This is a genomic window from Frankia sp. EI5c (genome assembly GCF_001636565.1).
Lineage (GTDB): Bacteria > Actinomycetota > Actinomycetes > Frankiales > Frankiaceae > Parafrankia.
On the sequence record NZ_LRTK01000039.1, the window covers coordinates 53,822 to 71,099 of the forward strand.

General features: G+C 71.0%; 15 protein-coding genes and 7 pseudogenes. 18 read left to right on the plus strand and 4 right to left on the minus strand.

The window, feature by feature from the left end:
* The 8 genes and pseudogenes from UG55_RS18400 to UG55_RS18420 all read left to right on the plus strand — a co-directional run.
* Positions 1-1,244 (plus strand): annotated as a pseudogene (locus UG55_RS18400) (extracellular solute-binding protein); the annotation flags it as partial.
* 193 nt (positions 1,245-1,437) lie between these two features.
* A partial coding sequence (locus tag UG55_RS38625) for a carbohydrate ABC transporter permease (protein WP_396230946.1) occupies positions 1,438-1,788 on the plus strand: 351 nt, incomplete at its 3' end.
* A 1-nt stretch (position 1,789) separates the two neighbouring features.
* Positions 1,790-2,433: pseudogene (locus UG55_RS38630) on the plus strand (carbohydrate ABC transporter permease); the annotation flags it as partial.
* Between the two features lie 35 nt (positions 2,434-2,468).
* Positions 2,469-3,323, plus strand: a complete 855-nt coding sequence (locus tag UG55_RS18410; RefSeq protein ID WP_396230951.1) for a carbohydrate ABC transporter permease — start codon at positions 2,469-2,471, stop codon at positions 3,321-3,323.
* Positions 3,320-4,390, plus strand: a 1,071-nt coding sequence (locus tag UG55_RS18415) for a glycoside hydrolase family 1 protein (protein WP_396230947.1), incomplete at its 3' end; no start/stop codon positions are given. The genes UG55_RS18410 and UG55_RS18415, both read left to right, overlap by 4 nt.
* A gap of 1 nt (position 4,391) precedes the next feature.
* Positions 4,392-4,807: pseudogene (locus UG55_RS38635) on the plus strand (family 1 glycosylhydrolase); the annotation flags it as partial.
* Positions 4,804-5,013, plus strand: a 210-nt coding sequence (locus UG55_RS38640; protein WP_242424719.1) for a LacI family DNA-binding transcriptional regulator, incomplete at its 3' end; no start/stop codon positions are given. The pseudogene UG55_RS38635 and the gene UG55_RS38640, both read left to right, overlap by 4 nt.
* 1 nt (position 5,014) lies before the next feature.
* Positions 5,015-5,847, plus strand: a pseudogene (locus UG55_RS18420) (LacI family DNA-binding transcriptional regulator); the annotation flags it as partial.
* A gap of 50 nt (positions 5,848-5,897) precedes the next feature.
* On the opposite strand, the gene UG55_RS18425 reads toward UG55_RS18420, so the two are convergent.
* Complete coding sequence (locus tag UG55_RS18425) at positions 5,898-6,488, minus strand: nucleoside triphosphate pyrophosphatase (protein WP_066070652.1); 591 nt, start codon at positions 6,486-6,488, stop codon at positions 5,898-5,900.
* Positions 6,489-6,556: 68 nt separating this feature from the next.
* On the opposite strand from UG55_RS18425, the gene UG55_RS18430 reads away from it, so the two are divergent.
* The 9 genes and pseudogenes from UG55_RS18430 to UG55_RS18460 all read left to right on the plus strand — a co-directional run bounded on the left by UG55_RS18430 (position 6,557) and on the right by UG55_RS18460 (position 13,950).
* A complete protein-coding gene (locus UG55_RS18430) occupies positions 6,557-6,904 on the plus strand; it encodes a hypothetical protein (RefSeq protein ID WP_242424720.1) in 348 nt (115 codons plus the stop codon).
* Between the two features lie 65 nt (positions 6,905-6,969).
* Positions 6,970-7,261, plus strand: a 292-nt coding sequence (locus UG55_RS47615) for a DNA glycosylase AlkZ-like family protein (RefSeq protein ID WP_396230948.1), incomplete at its 3' end; no start/stop codon positions are given.
* Position 7,262: 1 nt separating this feature from the next.
* Positions 7,263-8,078 (plus strand): annotated as a pseudogene (locus UG55_RS38645) (winged helix DNA-binding domain-containing protein); the annotation flags it as partial.
* Positions 8,079-8,202: 124 nt separating this feature from the next.
* Entirely contained in the window at positions 8,203-10,071 is a 1,869-nt protein-coding gene (gene recQ / locus UG55_RS18440) for a DNA helicase RecQ (protein WP_066070726.1), read from the plus strand.
* A gap of 418 nt (positions 10,072-10,489) precedes the next feature.
* Positions 10,490-10,996: pseudogene (locus UG55_RS38650) on the plus strand (hypothetical protein); the annotation flags it as partial.
* Between the two features lie 90 nt (positions 10,997-11,086).
* A complete protein-coding gene (locus UG55_RS18445) occupies positions 11,087-12,268 on the plus strand; it encodes a sensor histidine kinase KdpD (protein ID WP_242424736.1) in 1,182 nt (393 codons plus the stop codon).
* A 7-nt stretch (positions 12,269-12,275) separates the two neighbouring features.
* On the plus strand, positions 12,276-12,725 hold the full coding sequence (locus UG55_RS18450) for a roadblock/LC7 domain-containing protein (RefSeq protein WP_066070655.1): 450 nt from the start codon (positions 12,276-12,278) through the stop codon (positions 12,723-12,725).
* 99 nt (positions 12,726-12,824) lie between these two features.
* Positions 12,825-13,214 carry a DUF742 domain-containing protein gene (locus UG55_RS18455; protein WP_066070732.1) on the plus strand — a complete coding sequence of 130 codons (390 nt, stop codon included), beginning with the start codon at positions 12,825-12,827 and terminating at the stop codon, positions 13,212-13,214.
* A gap of 100 nt (positions 13,215-13,314) precedes the next feature.
* A complete protein-coding gene (locus tag UG55_RS18460) occupies positions 13,315-13,950 on the plus strand; it encodes an ATP/GTP-binding protein (protein ID WP_242424722.1) in 636 nt (211 codons plus the stop codon).
* A 101-nt stretch (positions 13,951-14,051) separates the two neighbouring features.
* On the opposite strand, the gene UG55_RS18465 is transcribed toward UG55_RS18460, so the two are convergent.
* The 3 genes and pseudogenes from UG55_RS18465 to UG55_RS18470 form a co-directional block, all read right to left on the minus strand.
* Positions 14,052-14,991, minus strand: a 940-nt coding sequence (locus UG55_RS18465) for an NAD(P)/FAD-dependent oxidoreductase (RefSeq protein WP_242424723.1), incomplete at its 5' end; no start/stop codon positions are given.
* Between the two features lies 1 nt (position 14,992).
* Positions 14,993-15,452, minus strand: a pseudogene (locus UG55_RS38655) (FAD-dependent oxidoreductase); the annotation flags it as partial.
* 148 nt (positions 15,453-15,600) lie between these two features.
* Positions 15,601-16,494, minus strand: coding sequence for a helix-turn-helix domain-containing protein (locus UG55_RS18470; RefSeq protein WP_066070661.1), 894 nt, complete (start codon positions 16,492-16,494; stop codon positions 15,601-15,603).
* 137 nt (positions 16,495-16,631) lie between these two features.
* Here UG55_RS18470 and UG55_RS18475 point away from each other — a divergent pair, with 137 nt between their 5' ends.
* Complete coding sequence (locus UG55_RS18475; protein WP_066070663.1) at positions 16,632-17,249, plus strand: NADPH-dependent FMN reductase; 618 nt, start codon at positions 16,632-16,634, stop codon at positions 17,247-17,249.
* Positions 17,250-17,278 lie beyond the last annotated feature (29 nt).

A 17,278-nucleotide genomic window follows, 5' to 3' on the forward strand; every position in this document is an offset into this window, starting at 1 on the left:
CGGCCATGGCTGGGACCGCCGTCCTGGCCATGGCCTTACTTACGAGCGCCTGCGGCGGCGACGGAGGGAAGACCAAACTCACCATCAACACGTTCGGCGTCTTCGGGTACACCGAGCTGTACAAGGAGTTCGAGGCAAGCCATCCCGACGTCGAGATCGTCGAGACGGTCAGCGAGTACAACGACCATCACAACAACCTGGTCAACCACCTGGCGGCGGGTTCCGGCGCCGCCGACGTCGAGGCGGTCGACGAAGGTTTCATCGCGCAGCTGAAGGCCGCGCCAGAGCAGTTCGTCAACCTCCTCGACCTCGGCGCGGGTGAGCGGGAATCGGACTACCCCGAGTTCAAGTGGGCGTCGTCGCTGTCCGCCGACGAGAAGACGCAGATCGGGCTGGGTACCGACGTCGGCGGCCTGGCCATGTGCTACCGCACCGACCTGCTGGCCGCGGCCGGCCTGCCCACCGACCCGTCGGCGGTCAGCGCGCTGTGGCCCACCTGGGATGCCTACTTCAAGACCGGGCGTGACTTCACGGCGAAGAACACCGGGGTCAAGTTCTTCGACGCCGGGACGAACATCTACAACGCGCAGGTCTTCCAGCTCGGGGAGAGCTACTACGCCACCGGGACGAACGACGTGATCGTCGGGTCCAACCCGAAGGTGCGGGCCGCCTTCGACGCGACCGCCGAGGCCGTCGCGGACGGCCAGTCCGCCGGGCTGGTCTCGTTCGAGGACGAGTGGGTCACCGCGATGAAGGAGGGCACCTTCGCGACGATCACCTGCCCGGCCTGGATGCAGGGCTACATCAAGGAGAACGCCCCGGACACCGCCGGCAAGTGGAACATCGCCTCGATTCCGGGCGGGAGCGGCAACTGGGGCGGCTCCTGGCTGACGATTCCGGCGCAGAGCAAGCACCAGGAGCTGGCCTACGAACTGGTCTCCTTCCTGACCGCGCCGGAGCAGCAGACCCGGATCTTCAAGGAGACCGGCAACTTCCCGTCCAGCACCGAGGCGATCAACGATCCGGCGGTCCAGACCTACACGAACCCGTTCTTCAGCGACGCGGCCACCGGAAAGATCTTCGGTGAGTCCGCGATCTCGCTGACGCCGCAGTACCAGGGCGCGAAGCACGGAGCCATCCGCCAGGCGATGGAACACGGCATCCAGCGCATCGAGCAGGAGGGCCAGGATCCGGGCGACGCCTTCAGCGAGGCGGTCGCGGAGGCGGAGCGAGCCGCCCGCTAGGCCCGCGGGCGTGGCTCGTCGTCCCGTCCGGCGCCCGACCGGACGGGACGACGAGCCCCCGGCCACACCGGCCACACCTGCCACACCGGCCCCAACTGCCCCAACTGCCCCAACTGCCCGCGGCTCATCCGCCCGCGGGCCAACCAGAAACCGACGTTCACAGGTCCGACCGGGTGGAAGGAGAGAACCGGCGATGACGCTCGCAACCCCGGCACCCCCGGCGGACACCGCGCCTGCCAGCCGGGACACACCCAGGCGGGAGCCGAACCGGCGCACCGCACTGCGCCGGTTCGGCCGCGCGACGGTCCCCTACTGGCTCGTCGCCCCGTTCTTCGTCATCTTCACGGCCTTCGGGCTGTTCCCGATGCTGTACACCGCCTGGATCTCGCTCACCGATCGGGACATGCTCCACCCCGGCGCCGAGAAGTTCGTCGGATTACGCAACTACACCGATCTGCTGGCTGACGACTACTTCTGGAACGCCGTCGGCAACACGTTTCTGCTGATGGCGCTGTCCACTCTCCCCCAGCTCGTGTTCGCGCTGNTCCTCGCGCACACACTGAACGCGCGGCTACGCGGGCGGACCCTGTTCCGGATGGGTGTGCTGCTACCCAACATCACTTCCATCGTCGCGGTGACCATCGTCTTCAGCCAGATCTTCGGCCGCCAGTTCGGCCTGATCAACTGGTCGCTCGACACGATCGGCCTGGATCCGGTCAACTGGCAGGCCGGCGAATGGACGTCCAAGATCGCAATCGCCGCTATGGTCATCTGGCGGTGGACCGGTTACAACGCGCTGATCTATCTCGGCGCCATGCAGGCGATCCCGCGGGAGCATTTCGAGGCCGCCGCCATGGACGGCGCGGGAACCTGGCGCCAGCTCTGGCACATAACCCTGCCGGCGCTGCGCCCGACCATCGTCTTCACCGCGCTCATCTCCGTGATCGGCCAGATGCAGCTGTTCACCGAGCCGCTGCTGTTCGACAACTCGCCGGGCAGCGTGTCCGGCGGCAACAGCCGCCAGTTCCAGACGCTGGCGCTGCTGCTCTACGAGGAGAGCTTCCGGCTGCACAACTTCGGCTACGGCTCCGCCATCGCCTGGGTGATGTTCCTGGTAACGGTCGCCCTGGCCACGGTCGCCTACTTCGTCACCCGCGGCACGTCCCGAGTCATTGGAGGTTCGCGGTGAGCGCTGCCACCCGCGGTATCCGCGGTATCCGCGGTATCCGCGGTATCCGCGGCACTGACGGCACCGGCGGCACCGGCGGGCGTTCCGGCCCGCTGCGCTACCCGCTCCTGCTCGTCGTCGTGTTCCTCTCCGCGTTCCCGGTCTACTGGACGTTCATGATCCCGTCGCGGACGAACGACGCGGTCGGGCAGCTGCCCCCGCCGTTCCTGCCCGGCGGGCACTTCTTCTCCAACGCCTCCCGGGTGTTCGACACGGTCAACTTCGGCAAGGCGCTGCTGAACTCCTTCCTCGTCGCCGGGTCGATCACCCTCAGCACACTTCTGTTCTGCTCACTGGCCGGCTTCGCGTTCGCCAAGCTGGACTTCCGTGGCCGGAACATCCTGTTGCTCATGGTGATCGCGACCATGATGGTGCCGATCCAGCTCGGCATCATCCCGCTCTACATCGAGATGCAGGAGCTGGGCTGGGGAAACCGGCTGATCGCGGTCGTCCTGCCCACCGCGGTGACCGCGTTCGGGGTCGTGTTCATGCGGCAGAGCATCCTGCAGGCCGTCCCGGACGAGCTGCTGGAAGCCGGCCGGATGGACGGCTGCGGAACCCTGCGGCTGTACTGGCACGTCACCCTGCCGGCGCTGCGGCCAGCGCTGGCGGTGCTCGGTCTGCTCACCTTCATGCAGGCGTGGAACGACTTCATGTGGCCGCTGATCGTCCTCAACTCCGAGAATCCCACCGTCCAGGTCGCGCTCAGCACGCTGGCCTCCGGCCACTACCGGGACAACACCCTGGTCCTCGCCGGCACCGCCCTCGGAACGCTTCCCGTCCTGGTCGTATTCGCCCTGTTCGGCCGCCAGATCATCGGCGGCATCATGGAAGGCGCGGTGAAAGGTTGACCCACTCCCCCGCTACGACGACGGCCGACGAGGCGACGGCGGCCGCCCACCGGCTTCTGCCACAGATCGCCCGCGGGCTCCCGGCGGATTTCGTCTGGGGCGCTGCCACCGCCTCCTACCAGATCGAGGGCGCATTCGACGAGGACGGCCGCGGCCCGTCGATCTGGGACGTCTTCGCCCGCACCCCCGGAAAGACCGCGAACGGCGAGAACGGCGACCTCGCCACCGACCACTACCACCGCTACCGCGAGGACGTCGCGCTCATGGCCGACGGTCTCGGCCTGGCCGCGTACCGGTTCTCCGTCGCGTGGCCACGGGTCGTCCCGGACGGCTCGGGCCCGGTCAACCCGCGCGGCCTGGCCTTCTATGACCGGCTCGTCGACGAACTGCTGGCCGCGGGCATCGACCCGTGGGTGACGCTTTACCACTGGGATCTCCCGCAGCCGCTGCAGGACGCCGGCGGCTGGCCCAACCGGGACACCGCCCTGCGCTTCGTCGACTATGCGGAGCATGTGGTGACCGCGCTGGGTGACCGGGTCCGGCACTGGTCGACGCTGAACGAGCCGTGGTGCTCGGCGTTCGAGGGCCACCTCACCGGCCGGCACGCCCCGGGCGTGCGGGACGCCACCGCGGCCGTCCGCGCGACGCACCACCTGCTGCTGGCCCACGGGCTGGGCGCGGCGATGCTGCGCTCCCGCGGCGCGGGCGAGGTCGGCGTGACCCTCAACCTGATTCCCGCGGAGCCGCCCCCCGGCCTCGGCGGCCCAGCCGGCCTCGACGACTCAGCCGGCGGCGACGGCAGCGGCGCCGCCGAGGCGGTCCGGCTCGTCGACGGGCAGCAGATCCGGCTCTGGCTCGATCCGATCCTGCGCGGCGGCTACCCGTCCGACGTGGTCGCCGACTTCGCCCGGGCCGGCGCGGAGCTCCCCGTCCAGGACGGCGACCTCGAAGTCATCGCCACCCCGGTCGACTGGATCGGCGTGAACTACTACGCCCCGCACATCGTCGCCCCGGGCCCCGACCCGTCACCGAAACCGACTCCGTTCGCCGGTGCCGACAACGTCACCNGGGTGGTCACGACCCAGGACGTGACCGCGCTGGGCTGGCCGGTCCGCCCGGCGAGCTTCCTGGCCCTGCTCCGCCGGCTCGGGTCGGACTACCCCGGGGTTCCCTTCTACATCCACGAGAACGGTGCCGCCTACGACGACGTCGTCGCACCCGACGGAACCGTGCACGACCCCGAGCGGCTGCGCTATCTGGCCAGCCATCTCGACGTCGTCCGGCAGGCGGCTCAGGACGGTGTTGATGTTCGGGGATACTTCGTCTGGTCACTGCTCGACAACTTCGAATGGGCGGAGGGGTACCGGATGAGATTCGGCGTCGTGCACGTCGACTTCGAGACGCTGGCCCGGACGCCGAAATCCAGCGGACTGTGGTACTCACGGCTGATCCGCGAGCACCGTGAGGCAAGCGGGAACCCATGACCCAGGACCCCGAGGCCGCGGCGACGCGGCCGCGGCGGGCACCGACGCTGGAAGCCGTGGCCGAACTCGCCGGCGTCTCCCGGGCCACGGTCTCGCGGGTGGTGAACGGTTCCGAGCGGGTCTCCCCCGAGGCCCGCGACGCCGTCAACGCCGCGATCGCCGCCCTGGGCTACGTCCCGAACCGGGCCGCCCGCAGCCTGGTCACCNGGCGCACGGACACGATCGCGCTGATCATGCACGAGCGCGCCGACACCGTGTTCGCCGACCCGTTCTTCGCCAGCATGCTGCGGGGTGTGAACCGGGCGCTGAGCCTCACGGAGCTCCAGCTCGTGCTGCTGCAGGTCCAGGGCGACCGGCAGCGCGACCGCGCGCTGCGCTACGTCGCCAACGGGCACGTCGACGGTGTGCTGCTGATCTCGCTGCACGGCGACGACGTGCTGGCCACCTCGGTCTCGAAGGCGGGCGTCCCGCTGGTGATGGCCGGCCGGCTGCTCACCGGGGACCCGCTCGACTCGGTCGACGCCGACAACGTCGGCGGCGCGCGGCTGGCGGTGCAGCGCCTGCTGTCGACCGGGCGGCGCCGGCTGGCGACCATCGCCGGCCCGCTCGACATGAGCGTCGGTGTCGACCGGCTCCGTGGCTACACCGACGCCGTGCTGGCCGCCGGCCTGCCCGACTCGGCCGGCCGGATCGCCGCCGGCGACTTTACCGAGGCGGGTGGCCGGGCGGCGGCCGCCCGCCTGCTCGCCGAACATCCGACGCTGGACGCCCTGTTCGCCGCCTCCGACCTGATGGCCCTCGGCGCGCTGCACACGCTGCGCGCCGCCGGGCGGCGGGTCCCCGAGGACGTCGCCGTGATCGGTTTCGACGACGCGGCACCGGCCGCCTACGCGGACCCGCCGCTGACGACCGTCCGCCAGCCGGTGGAGCGGCTCGGCGAGGAGATGGTGCACCTGCTGCTGCGGCGCGTCGACGCCGGGCCCGGCGGGCCCACCGCCGTGGTACTGCCCACCGAGCTGGTGATCCGCGCCTCCGCCTGAGCCCGGCGTCAGCGCCGTCAGCCCGCCGTCAGCCCGCCGTCAGCCCGCCGTCAGCCCGGCGTCGTGACCTCGTCGCGGAACGCGCGGAGGAGGTTCGTGACGACGCTCGCCGGCAGCCCGACGACGTTGTCGAACGGGCCGTCGACGCGCTCGACCAGCGCCCCGCCGATGCCCTGGATCGCGTAGCTGCCGGCCTTGTCGAACGGCTCGCCGGAGGCGACATAGGCGGCGAGCTCGTCGTCGCTGAAGTCGCGCATGGTCACGGCGGTCGTCTCGGCATGACCGCGGGTGCGGCCGGTCGCGGCGTCGACCACGACGACGCCGGTGGTCACCCGATGCGTCCGGCCGCGCAGGTCACGCAGCATCCGGGCGGCGTCCGTCTCGTCCCGGGGCTTGCCCAGGATCCGCCCGTCGATCTCGACGATCGTGTCGCTGCCGATGACGAGCGCGTCCCGCTCGGAGCGCGCGACGGCCGCCGCCTTGCGGTGCGCGAGCTGGAGGCTGTAGTCGGCGGGGTCATCATAGGAGGTCACCGTCTCGTCGACGCCGCTGGTGACAACGGTGAAAGCGACACCTGCCCGCGAGAGGATCTCGTGCCGGCGGGGCGATGCCGAGGCGAGCACGATTCGGCGGCCGACCATGCGGCCACGCTACCGGGGGGCACCCGTCCGTCGGCGCGAAGCCGGGCGGAAACCGCGGGGAGTGGAGGGTGGTCGACATCAGGGTCAGTCCAGACGAGGCACGCGTCCTGCGAGCGGTGGCCGACGGGCAGGTGGAGTACCGGTGGCGGTGGGGACGCAGCTCGGACCTCTACACGATCGGCGGCGAGAACGTGACCATCACCGCCCGCCCGCTGGCCCGCCGGGGGCTGATCTGGCATCCGCCCGGCAGCAGCCATCCTGAGCTCTCGCCCGTCGCCGCCGCGTGGGTCGCCGCCCACCCGGTCACCGGCCCCTCAGGCCACGGGAACGACACCGGCCGGGGCCCCGCGGAACCGCGGGATGACCGGGACGGCCCGGACGGCCCGGAGTGCCAGGAGTGCCCGGACGCGGGGTGACACAGACCGAACGCTCTCCGCGATCGCGGACGGAAACTGACCGCGATCGCCCCTAAGGTTCGCTCATGACCACTTTGGGCGCGCGGGCGCTCAACCGCGCCACGCTCCAGCGGCAGCTGCTGGTGGAGCGTGCCGGCCTCAGTCCGATCGACGCGGTCGAGCACCTTGTCGGAATGCAGGCGCAGGCGCCGTTCCCGCCGTACACGGGCCTGTGGACCCGTCTGCACGGCTTCCGGCCGGAGGAGCTCGGGCAGCTGCTCGTCAACCGCGGTGTCGTACGGATCGCGCTGATGCGGGGCACCGTCCATCTCGTCTCGGCGGCCGACGCCCTGGCGCTGCGGCCGGTCCTGCAGCCGGNGCTGGAGCGGGCGACGCGCCACCAGTGGGGGGCGGGCCTCGCCGGGCTCGACCTGACGGTGCTCGCCGACCTCGCCCGCACGTGGCTGGAGGAGAAGCCGCGGAGCTGGGTCGACTGCTCGCCGAGCACGGCCGCGCGGCCGGCTGGGGTGACCGCGATCCGCTGCCGCTGGCGAACGCGGCGCGCGCCCTGCTGCCGCTCGTCCAGCTTCCGCCGCGGGCGGTCTGGGGGCGCTCCGGGCGGACTGTGCTCACGACGACGCAGGCCTGGCTCGGCCGCCCGCTCGCGACCGCGACCGCCCCGGACGAGATGGTCCTCCGTTACCTGCGCGCCTTCGGCCCGGCGACCGTCGCCGACGTCCAGAAGTGGTCCGGGCTGACCAGGCTGGGTGAGGTCGTGGACCGACTGCGGCCCCGCCTGCTGGTCCTGCGGGACGAGACCGGCGCCGAACTGTTCGACCTGCCGGACGCGCCGCGCCCCGGCCCGGACACTCCGGTGCCGGTCCGGTTCCTGCCGGAGTACGACAACGTGCTCCTCTCCTACGCGGCCGGCACCAGGGCGAGCTCCGAGGCTGATCGCCGCCGGCTGTTCCGTCCCAACGGGATCATTCCCGCGACGGTGCTCGTCGACGGGTTCGTCCGGGGTGTCTGGAAGGTCGCGCGGGTCCGAGGGGCCGCCGTCCTGGAGATCGAGCCCTTCGCCCCGCTCACGGAACCCACGGCCGCGGAGCTCCAGGCCGAGGGGGCTCGGCTGCTCGCGTTCATCGCCGCGGACGCACCGAGCCGCCAGGTGCGGCTGCTCCGCCCGGCACCCTGACCGCTCCGTCCGCCCGGACCGCCCAGCGCTCGACGAGGTGGCGGTGGCTGTGGATGAAATCGCGTCGTCCACAGCCGCGGCCCTCGCGGACCAGCGCCGCGGGAGCGCCTTCTACAGTGGCCAGGTGACCTTGCCCTCGGTTCGGCCCCAGCCAGCGGCCGCGGACGTGCTGCGCCGCGTCTTCGGCTACGAGTCCTTCCGCGACGGCCAGCGGCAGATCATCGAGCATGTCGTCGCCGGCGGAGACGCGCTGGTCCTGATGCCGACGGGTGGCGGCAAATCGCTGTGTTACCAGATTCCGGCGCTGTGTCGCCCCGGTACCGGCGTGGTCATCTCACCGCTCATCGCGCTGATGCAGGACCAGGTCGACGCGTTGCGCGCGCTCGGCGTCCGGGCCGGCTTCCTCAACTCCACCCAGAGCGACGTCGCGCGCCGCGAGATGGAGTCCGCGTTCGTCGCCGGTGAGCTCGACCTGCTCTACCTGGCCCCGGAGCGGCTTCGGCTGCGTGCCACCGCCGACCTGCTCGACCGCGGCGAGATCGCGCTGTTCGCGATCGACGAAGCGCACTGCGTGGCCCAGTGGGGCCACGACTTCCGGCCTGACTACCTGCTGCTGTCCGAGTTGCGCCAGCGCTGGCCGGAGGTGCCGCGCGTCGCGCTGACCGCGACCGCCACGCCGGCCACCCACGAGGAGATCACCACCCGGCTCGGCCTGGAGAACGCCCGCCACTTCGTCGCGGACTTCGACCGCCCGAACATCCAGTACCGCGTGGTGCCGAAGAAGGAGCCGAAGGCTCAGCTGCTGGAGTTCCTGCGCACCGAGCACGCCGGAGACGCGGGAATCGTGTACTGCCTGTCGCGGTCGTCCGTCGAGAAGATCGCGGAGTTCCTGGTCGCCAACGGGATCGCCGCCCTGCCCTACCACGCCGGTCTCGACGCGCGGGTCCGCGCCGAGAACCAGGCTCGGTTCCTGCGCGAGGACGGCCTCGTCATGGTCGCGACGATCGCCTTCGGCATGGGGATCGACAAGCCGGACGTCCGGTTCGTCGCGCATCTCGACCTGCCCAAGTCGGTGGAGGGCTACTACCAGGAGACCGGCCGGGCGGGCCGGGACGGCCTGCGTTCCACCGCCTGGCTTGCGTACGGCCTGCAGGATGTCGTCCAGCAGCGGCGGCTCATCGACACCTCGGACGGGGACGCGGCGCACCGCCGGCGGCTCGGCCAGCATCTCGACGCGATGCTCGGCCTGTGTGAGACGGTCGAGTGCCGGCGGGTCGGGTTGCTGTCGTATTTCGGGCAGCAGCGCGCTGCCCCGTGCGGGAACTGCGACACCTGCCTGCATCCGCAGCAGTCATGGGATGCGACCGTTCCCGCCCAGAAGATGCTTTCCGCGGTCCTGCGCCTGCACCGGGAACGCCGGCAGAAGTTCGGTGCCGGCCACCTCATCGACATTCTCCTGGGCCGGCGCACTCCCAAGGTCACCCAGCACGGCCATGACACCCTGACCGTCTTCGGGATCGGCGCCGAACTCAGCGAGGCCGAGTGGCGCGGCGCCGTCCGCCAACTGCTCGCGCAGGGGCTGCTGACGGTGGAGGGCGAGCACGGCACGCTGCTGCTCACCGACGCGAGCGGGGAGGTTCTGCGCGGGGATCGGACCGTGTCGATGCGCCGGGAGCCGGAGCGCGCGCCCCGGGCCGCCGCGGTGCCGAAGAACCGCCGCGCGGTGGCGGTGGAGCTGCCCGATCACGCCGTCCCGGTGTTCGAGCGACTCCGGGCCTGGCGCGGCGCCACCGCCAAGGAGCAGGGCATTCCCGCCTACATGATCTTCCACGACGCCACCCTGCGGGAGATCACCCTACGTAGGCCCTCGTCACTCAGCGAGCTCGCGACCGTCAGCGGTGTGGGCGAGAACAAGCTCGCCAAGTACGGCCAGGGCATCCTGGACACCCTCGCCGAGACGGAAGCCGCGCCCGAACCGGGCTCCGGCCAGTAGCCGGCGGCCGCCGCGCGGCCCGGCCGACAGAGGCCCGGATGCGCGGCGGTGGTTGGGCGGGCGCCGAAGCGGGCAGGTGGGTACTTGCGCGCCCCACCAACCCGAACACCACGAAACGCTCATTTACAGGATATTTGGCGAGTTGTACAGAGTTCGCCCTGGAATTTGTCGCAGTCTTGTTGGGTGATCACAATCGACACAGCAAGACCCGCCGCAGCACGATTGGATCCAAACCCGCGGTTGTTCATGGTCATCCCGACCAATCAAACGGGAAACGACCTAACGCCGCCAACACATCGGACAGATGATCGCGAAAGTCACAGTTGAACACAAACCAGTGCGTCTGGTTCCATAGCTCTCCAACGGGACTGCCGGCGTCGGAACTGGTCCCATACCCGACGAGAGCATGTGGGACGCGATGACCACGCGGGCACGAGATCTGCTCAACCGATCGCGCGCGCTCCTCGGAGCCTCCCGCGACAGCGCGCTCCACCCGCAGGACACGCGGAGCGAAGCCGCTCCGACCACGCCGCGTGAGGAACCGGCGGTCGGAGTCGAGGTCCAGCCGTCCCCGGCCAAAGCCCGGACGCGGCCCGGCATTCCCGCCGCGCCGCCGCGCCCGCCGACATCCGCCGCCGGGCCGGTAACCGCCAGCACGCCGCCGTCCGCGACCGCCGGCCCGCGGACCCGCGCCCCCCGCTCCTCCGGCCGCGGCACCGGTGCCTCAGCTGCCAAGGGATCCCCCGACCGGCACACCACCACCGCGGAAGCCCTCGCCGCGATCTGCGCCGATATCGCGCTGCGTGACCTGAACCTCGTCGACCTGCTGCTCTCCCAGCTTGAGGAGATGGAGGCGAAGGAGGAGGACGCCGACCGCCTCGCCGAGCTGTACCGCCTCGACCACCTGGCCGCGCGGCTCCGCCGCNACGCCGAGAACCTGCGGGTTCTCGCCGGCCACGACGCCAGTGAGGAAACCTCCGAGAGCACCGCCCTGGTCGACGTCGTGCGCGCGGCCATGTCCTCCATCGACCACTACTCCCGGGTCGTGATCGGCAAGGTCGTCTCACTCGGTGTGATCGGCTTCGCCGCCGAGGACCTCGGGCGGGTGCTGGCCGAACTGCTGGACAACGCGACCAGGTCGTCACCCCCGACCGCGCCGGTCCGCGTCGGCGTGCACCTCACCGAGACGGGCAACGCGCTGATGCGGGTTGAGGACGAGGGCATCGGCCTTCCGCCGGAGCGCCTCGCGCAGTTCAACGAGCGGCTGACCGCCACTCCCGTCCTGGACGATGACGCGGTGCGCCACATGGGCCTGGCGGTGGTCCACCGGCTCGCGATACGTCACGGGTTACGGGTCTGGCTGGACTCCCGGCAACCGCACGGGACAACCGCGTCGGTGTTGATTCCCTCCGGCCTCATCTGCGAGCTGCCCGAAGGCAACTGGTCGGGGGCCCAGACCGTGCGCTCCGCCACGGAGAGTGACGGCGCGGCGGGTGCGGCCGGGCCGCCCGTTCCAGCCCCGCCCGCCACGCACAACGGGGCGTTCCGGATATCCGCGTTGCGGCGGCCGGGCCCCGCCGACCACGCGCACAGCAGCGCTGGGCGCCCTGCGTCGGCGCTGTTCGCGGGCCTGGAGAAGCCCTCGGCCACAGCCGCGGGTACTTCGCCGGCCACATCGAACGGCCAGGCCGGCGGCGTCCCGGCCACCGGCGTCCAGGCCGGCGGTCCCGGTCCGGTGGCCGCGCCTGACCCGGAAGCCGCGCGCGGCGCCGCCCTGTTCACCGGGCCGCCACCGGCTGAGGCCCTGATCAGCGGGACCACCGCGACCGGCCTCCCCCGCCGGGTTTCCCGCAGTCTGCGAGGCCCGGTAGGTGATGTTCCCGGCACCACGCCGGATGCCGCCGCGCCCACCCCCGAGACCCCTGGCACGACCGGCGACAACCCGGCCGAGGCCAGCACCGAAGGCACCGCCAGCACCGCCGACACCACTGAGACAGCCGAGACAGCCGAGACAGCCGAGACAGCCGAGACCAGTGGATCGGCCGCCCCCGCAGCGGAGGAGTCGGACCACAGCGAGGCCCCGGCCCTGCCGACCCCGCTCGAACGCAGGGTCGCCGACCACGCTCGGCTGCTCGCGGATCTCGAAGCCTTCGCCCAAGGCGAGAAGACGGCCCACAAGGACCAGCGAGGAGACTAGGAAATCAGTGACGGATCAGATCCATCGGCAGGCGGAATTCGACTTCCGCTGGCTGATCAATGACTTCGTGGGCAAGGTCCATGGCGTCACCCACGCCCTGATCCTCTCCGCCGACGGGCTGTCACTCACGGCGTCCGACGGTGTCTCGTCGGCGGAACGCGACCAGCTCGCCGCGATCGCCAGTGCCATGATCAGCCTCGCGCGCAACAGCGCCCAGCTGTTCTCCAAGGGAACCTGCGAGCAGATCATCGTCCGCCTCACCGGCGGATATTTCCTGTTCATGGGCATTGACGACGGCGCTGGACTCGCGGTGCTCACCGGGCCCGACTGTGACATGCAGGTCGTCGCCTACGAGATGACCCAGTTCGTGTTGCACGCGGGTCACGCCCTCACTCCCGACCGGCGGGCGGACCTGCGCCGCGTACTGGTCGGGCGCCAACTCCCGAGCCTGTCCTAGAACAATCTGACGCGGCGGAACAATCTGACGCGGCGGCGGGACATGCGGGGCCCCTCGAACCACACCGGGTGACGAACCAGGAGGTGAGACGTGACGACCATGTCTGACGACGCCGCACAGAGCGGATCGGAGCGGCAGGGTTCCCGCAGCAGGCGGATTCGTCCGTACGCGCTTACCGGCGGCCGCACCCGAGCCCAACACCACCTGCAGGTGGAGACGATGGTCTCGGTTCCGCGCTATGACCCGGCGCTGAGCGAGAACCTCATGCCCGAGTCCCGGGCGCTCTACGAGCGTGCCCGCGGGCAGCTTTCCGTCGCGGAGCTGTCGGCGCTGCTGTCGATCCCGCTCGGTGTCGTCCGCATCCTGATCAGCGATCTCGCCGCTCAGGGCGCGGTTCTGGTCCATCCGACCGTTCACGGCGACAGCCAGGATCACGATCACTCGGTGCTGGAGAGGATTCTCAGTGGGCTGCGAGAGCTCCCGGCCTAGCCGCTCGACGGCTGCCGGCGCGGACACCCCCGCCGCGCCGGGCCCGGCCGCCGGCCGGGTGCCACCGATCCCGGCAGGTGACACGGCACCGGCCAGCCCGGTGAGCGGCGCGCTGCCGCCGGTCGCGGCGGACGACGAAGCGGTGCCGGCGATCTCGGCCAAGATCGTGATCGCCGGGGGGTTCGGGGTCGGGAAGACCACCCTGGTCCGATCCGTCTCCGAGGTCCCGCCGCTGAACACCGAGGCGTGGCTGACCGAGGCCGGCGAGCACATCGACCGGCTCTCGATGAGCGAGGCGAAGCACACCACCACCGTGGCCATGGACTTCGGCCGCATCACGCTGTATCCGGATCTGATCCTCTACTTGTTCGGCACCCCGGGGCAGCCGCGCTTCTGGTTCCTGTGGGACGACCTCTCCCGCGGCGCGCTGGGCGCCATCGTGCTCGTCGACAGCCGGCGCCTCGAGCAGTCGTTCACCGCGCTGAACTACTTCGAGCACGACTCCGCCGTGCCGTACATCGTCGCGATCAACCGGTTCGGCGGAAAGCTGTGGCACGACGTCGCGGACGTCCGCGAGGCCCTCGGGCTGCGGCCGGAGGTTCCCCTCGTGACCTGCGACGCGCGGGATTCGGCCTCGACCGCCCAGGTGCTGCGGGAGCTCGTGCTCCACACGATGTCCCGCGCCCGGCTGCAGGGCGCGGGCGCGGTGGCCGGGAGCCCCACGGCGGACGGCTGAGCCCGCACAACGGCTGAGCCCGCACAACGGCTGAGCCCGCCCCGCCGGGCGGGACGCGCGCCGCCCGGCTCGGGCGACGCCCGTCCGCGGCCGGCCGCCGATCAGAGGTTGATCATGTGGCCGGCGAGCCCGTGGATCGCCTCCTGCAGGGCCTCGCTCAGCGTCGGGTGGGTGTGGACGTTGCGCGCGAGCTCGAAGGCGGTGAGGTCCCATTTCTGGGCGAGCGTCAGCTCGGGCAGCAGCTCGGAGACATCCGGGCCGATCAGGTGCCCGCCGAGCAGTTCCCCGTACTTGGTGTCGGAGATGAGCTTGACGAATCCGCTGGCGTCACCGAGCCCGTGCGCCTTCCCGTTCGCGGTGAACGGGAACTTCGCGACCTTGATCTCGTGGCCCTCCGCCCGCGCCTGCGCCTCGGTCAGACCGAAGCTGGCGACCTGGGGCTGGCAGAAGGTGGCCCGGGGCATCATCCGGTAGTCGCCGAGCGTCTTCGTCTCGGCGCCCGCGATGGACTCCGCGGCGACCACGCCCTGGGCCTCGGCCACATGCGCCAGCATCAGCTTGGCCGTCACGTCGCCGATCGCGTAGATGTGCTCGACGTTGGTGCGCATGTGGTCGTCGATCGCGATCGCCCCGCGGTCGGTGAGCGCCACACCGGTGTTCTCCAGGCCGAAGCCCTCGACGTTCGGGGCGAAGCCGATGGACATGAGGACCTTGTCGACCTCGATCGAGCCGCGGGCGCCGTCCTTGCCGGTGTACTCGACCGTCACCGCCGAACCGTTGTCCGTCACCGCCTCGACCTTGGTGGACGTCAGGATCGGCACGCCGAGCTTCTTGTACTGGCGGAGGATCTCCTTGGAGACGTCCGCGTCCTCGTTGGGCAGCGGCCGGTCGAGGAACTCGATGATCGTGACGTCGACCCCGTAGTTGCGCAGGACGTAGGCGAACTCCATACCGATCGCCCCAGCCCCGACGATCGCCATCGAGCGCGGCAGATCCCGGGTGAGGATCTGCGTCTCGTAGGTGACGACGTTGTCGGACAGCNGGACTCCCGGCAGCAGGCGCACCCGGGAGCCGGTCGCGATGATCACGCTGTCGAAGGTCACCTGGTCGCTGCCGCCGGCCGCGAGCGCCACCTCGAGAGTGTTCGGGTCACGGAAAGTACCGCGACCGGTGTACTCGGTGATCTTGTTCTTCTTCATCAGGAAGTGCACGCCCTTGACCCGGCCGTCCGCCACCTGACGGCTGCGGTCGAAGGCCGCGCCGAAGTCGAAGCTCACCTCCCCCGAGATCCCGAAGGTCTTGGCCTCGTGCGCGAAGAGGTGGGCGAGCTCGGCGTTGCGCAGCAGCGCCTTCGAGGGGATGCAGCCGACGTTGAGACACACGCCGCCCCAGTACTTCTCCTCGACGACGGCGACCGACATCCCGAGCTGGGCCGCACGGATCGCTGCGACGTAGCCGCCAGGGCCGCCACCAAGGACAACGAGATCAAAGTGCGCTGCCATAGGTTCCACCCTACGATCGTTTCGGACGCCGGCCCGTGGCGCGGCGCGGAGACTTCAACCACGCATGGTGCCAGCGCCATTCCAGTCACCCACAGATGGGCCTGCCGGCCGCCGGGCATCATCACGCGCCCGATCACGATCACTTCGATCAGGCCGGACGGACCTTTCGCCGATCCGTGCCCGAAATCGCCCTGAGCGACCCGCGCCGCCCCTCCCGAAGGCCGTCCAGCGCGGTGGCTGTGGCCGCGTCCGCCGGCAGGTGCACGACGACGCGCAGATCGTCGTCGGCGGGGAGTTCGAGCGTCTCGAAGGCGAGGCGCAGCTCTCCCGCCGAGGGATGGGCCAGACGGGTGACGCCGTTCGCCGCGGGCAGGCCGGGCACCGAGGCGAGGCGGGCGGAAAACGCCGGGCCGGCCGTGAGGGTGAGTTCGTCGGCGAGCGCGGCCAGGTACCTGTCCGCCCGGAACGGGCCCTGCTTGAGCGTCGCCACGACGTCGTCCGCGACGCGGTTCCAGTCGGGCCAGGCAGATCGCGCCCGCCCGTCGGTGAAGACGAAGCGGGCCAGGTTCGGCACGGCGCCGGTCCGCGAGTCGTCCAGCAGGCCGATCGGACGGACCAGGCGCTCGAACGCGGGCGTCCAGGTCAGGAGGTCGCTCATCCGGTTCAGCATCACCGCGGCGGCGGGTTCCAGACTCTCCAACAGCGCCCGCAGGGCGGGGCGGACCACCGCGGCCGGCGCCGCGCCACCCTGGCAGGTGAATCCGGGCGTGGCGCCCTTGCTGAGCCGATACAGGTGGACGCGTTCCCGCGGGGTGAGGCGCAGGACGCCCGCGAGGGTCGACAGCACCGCCGGCGACGGGTGCCGGTCCCGGCCCTGTTCGAGCCGGGTCACGTACTCGACGCTGACCCCGGCGAGCGTGGCCACCTCCGAGCGGCGCAACCCGGGAGTGCGGCGACGCGCGCCGACCGGCAGCCCCACCTCGGTCGGGGACACCGCCTCCCGGCGGGTCCGCAGGAACGCGCCCAGTTCGTTGCCGTCCACGGCTCGACCGTAACCGGTCGACCGCGGGCTGATCGTGGCCCTGGCACTACCAGTCTCGGCTCGGTCTCCCTGGCCCCCGCACCCGCTGGCACCGTCGGTGGCCCCTGATCCACCCTCGTCCTGGAAGGAGCGGGTTGATGCCCGACGAGAACCTCAGCCTCACCGTGATCATCGGAAGCGTGCGGGAGGGCCGGTTCGGCCCCGTCGTCGCGCGATGGTTCGTCGAGCAGGCGGCACGACACGGCAGTTTCGACATCGACCTGATCGACCTCGCCGACACCCCGCTTCCGCTCGCGTTGCCGGCGACGCCGCCCGCGCTGGAACCGGATCTCGCCCGCCCCGACACCATGAACGATCTCAGCCGCCGCCTCGGCGCGGCGGATGCCTACGTCATCGTGACGCCGGACTACAACCGCAGCTACCCCGCGTCGATCAAGGCCGCGATCGACTGGCACTACCGGGAGTGGCAGGCCAAGGCCATCGGCTTCGTCGGATACAGCGGAGCGAGCGGCGGCCTGCTCGCGATCGAGCACCTGCGGCAGGTGCTCGGTGAGCTGGAGGCACACACCGTGCGCGACCACGTCTCGTTTCCCCGGTACTACGAGCTCTTCGACTCCACGGGCGCGCTGACCGAGCCGCGGGAGGCGGAGGCCGCGGCGAAGGCACTGCTGGACGAGCTCCTCTGGTGGGGATCAGTGCTTCGGGACGCTCGCCGGACCCGCCCGTACGGAAGCCCCGCCGCGTCCGAGCGGTAGCGCGGGCCGCGCCNGCCAGGGCCGTGGGA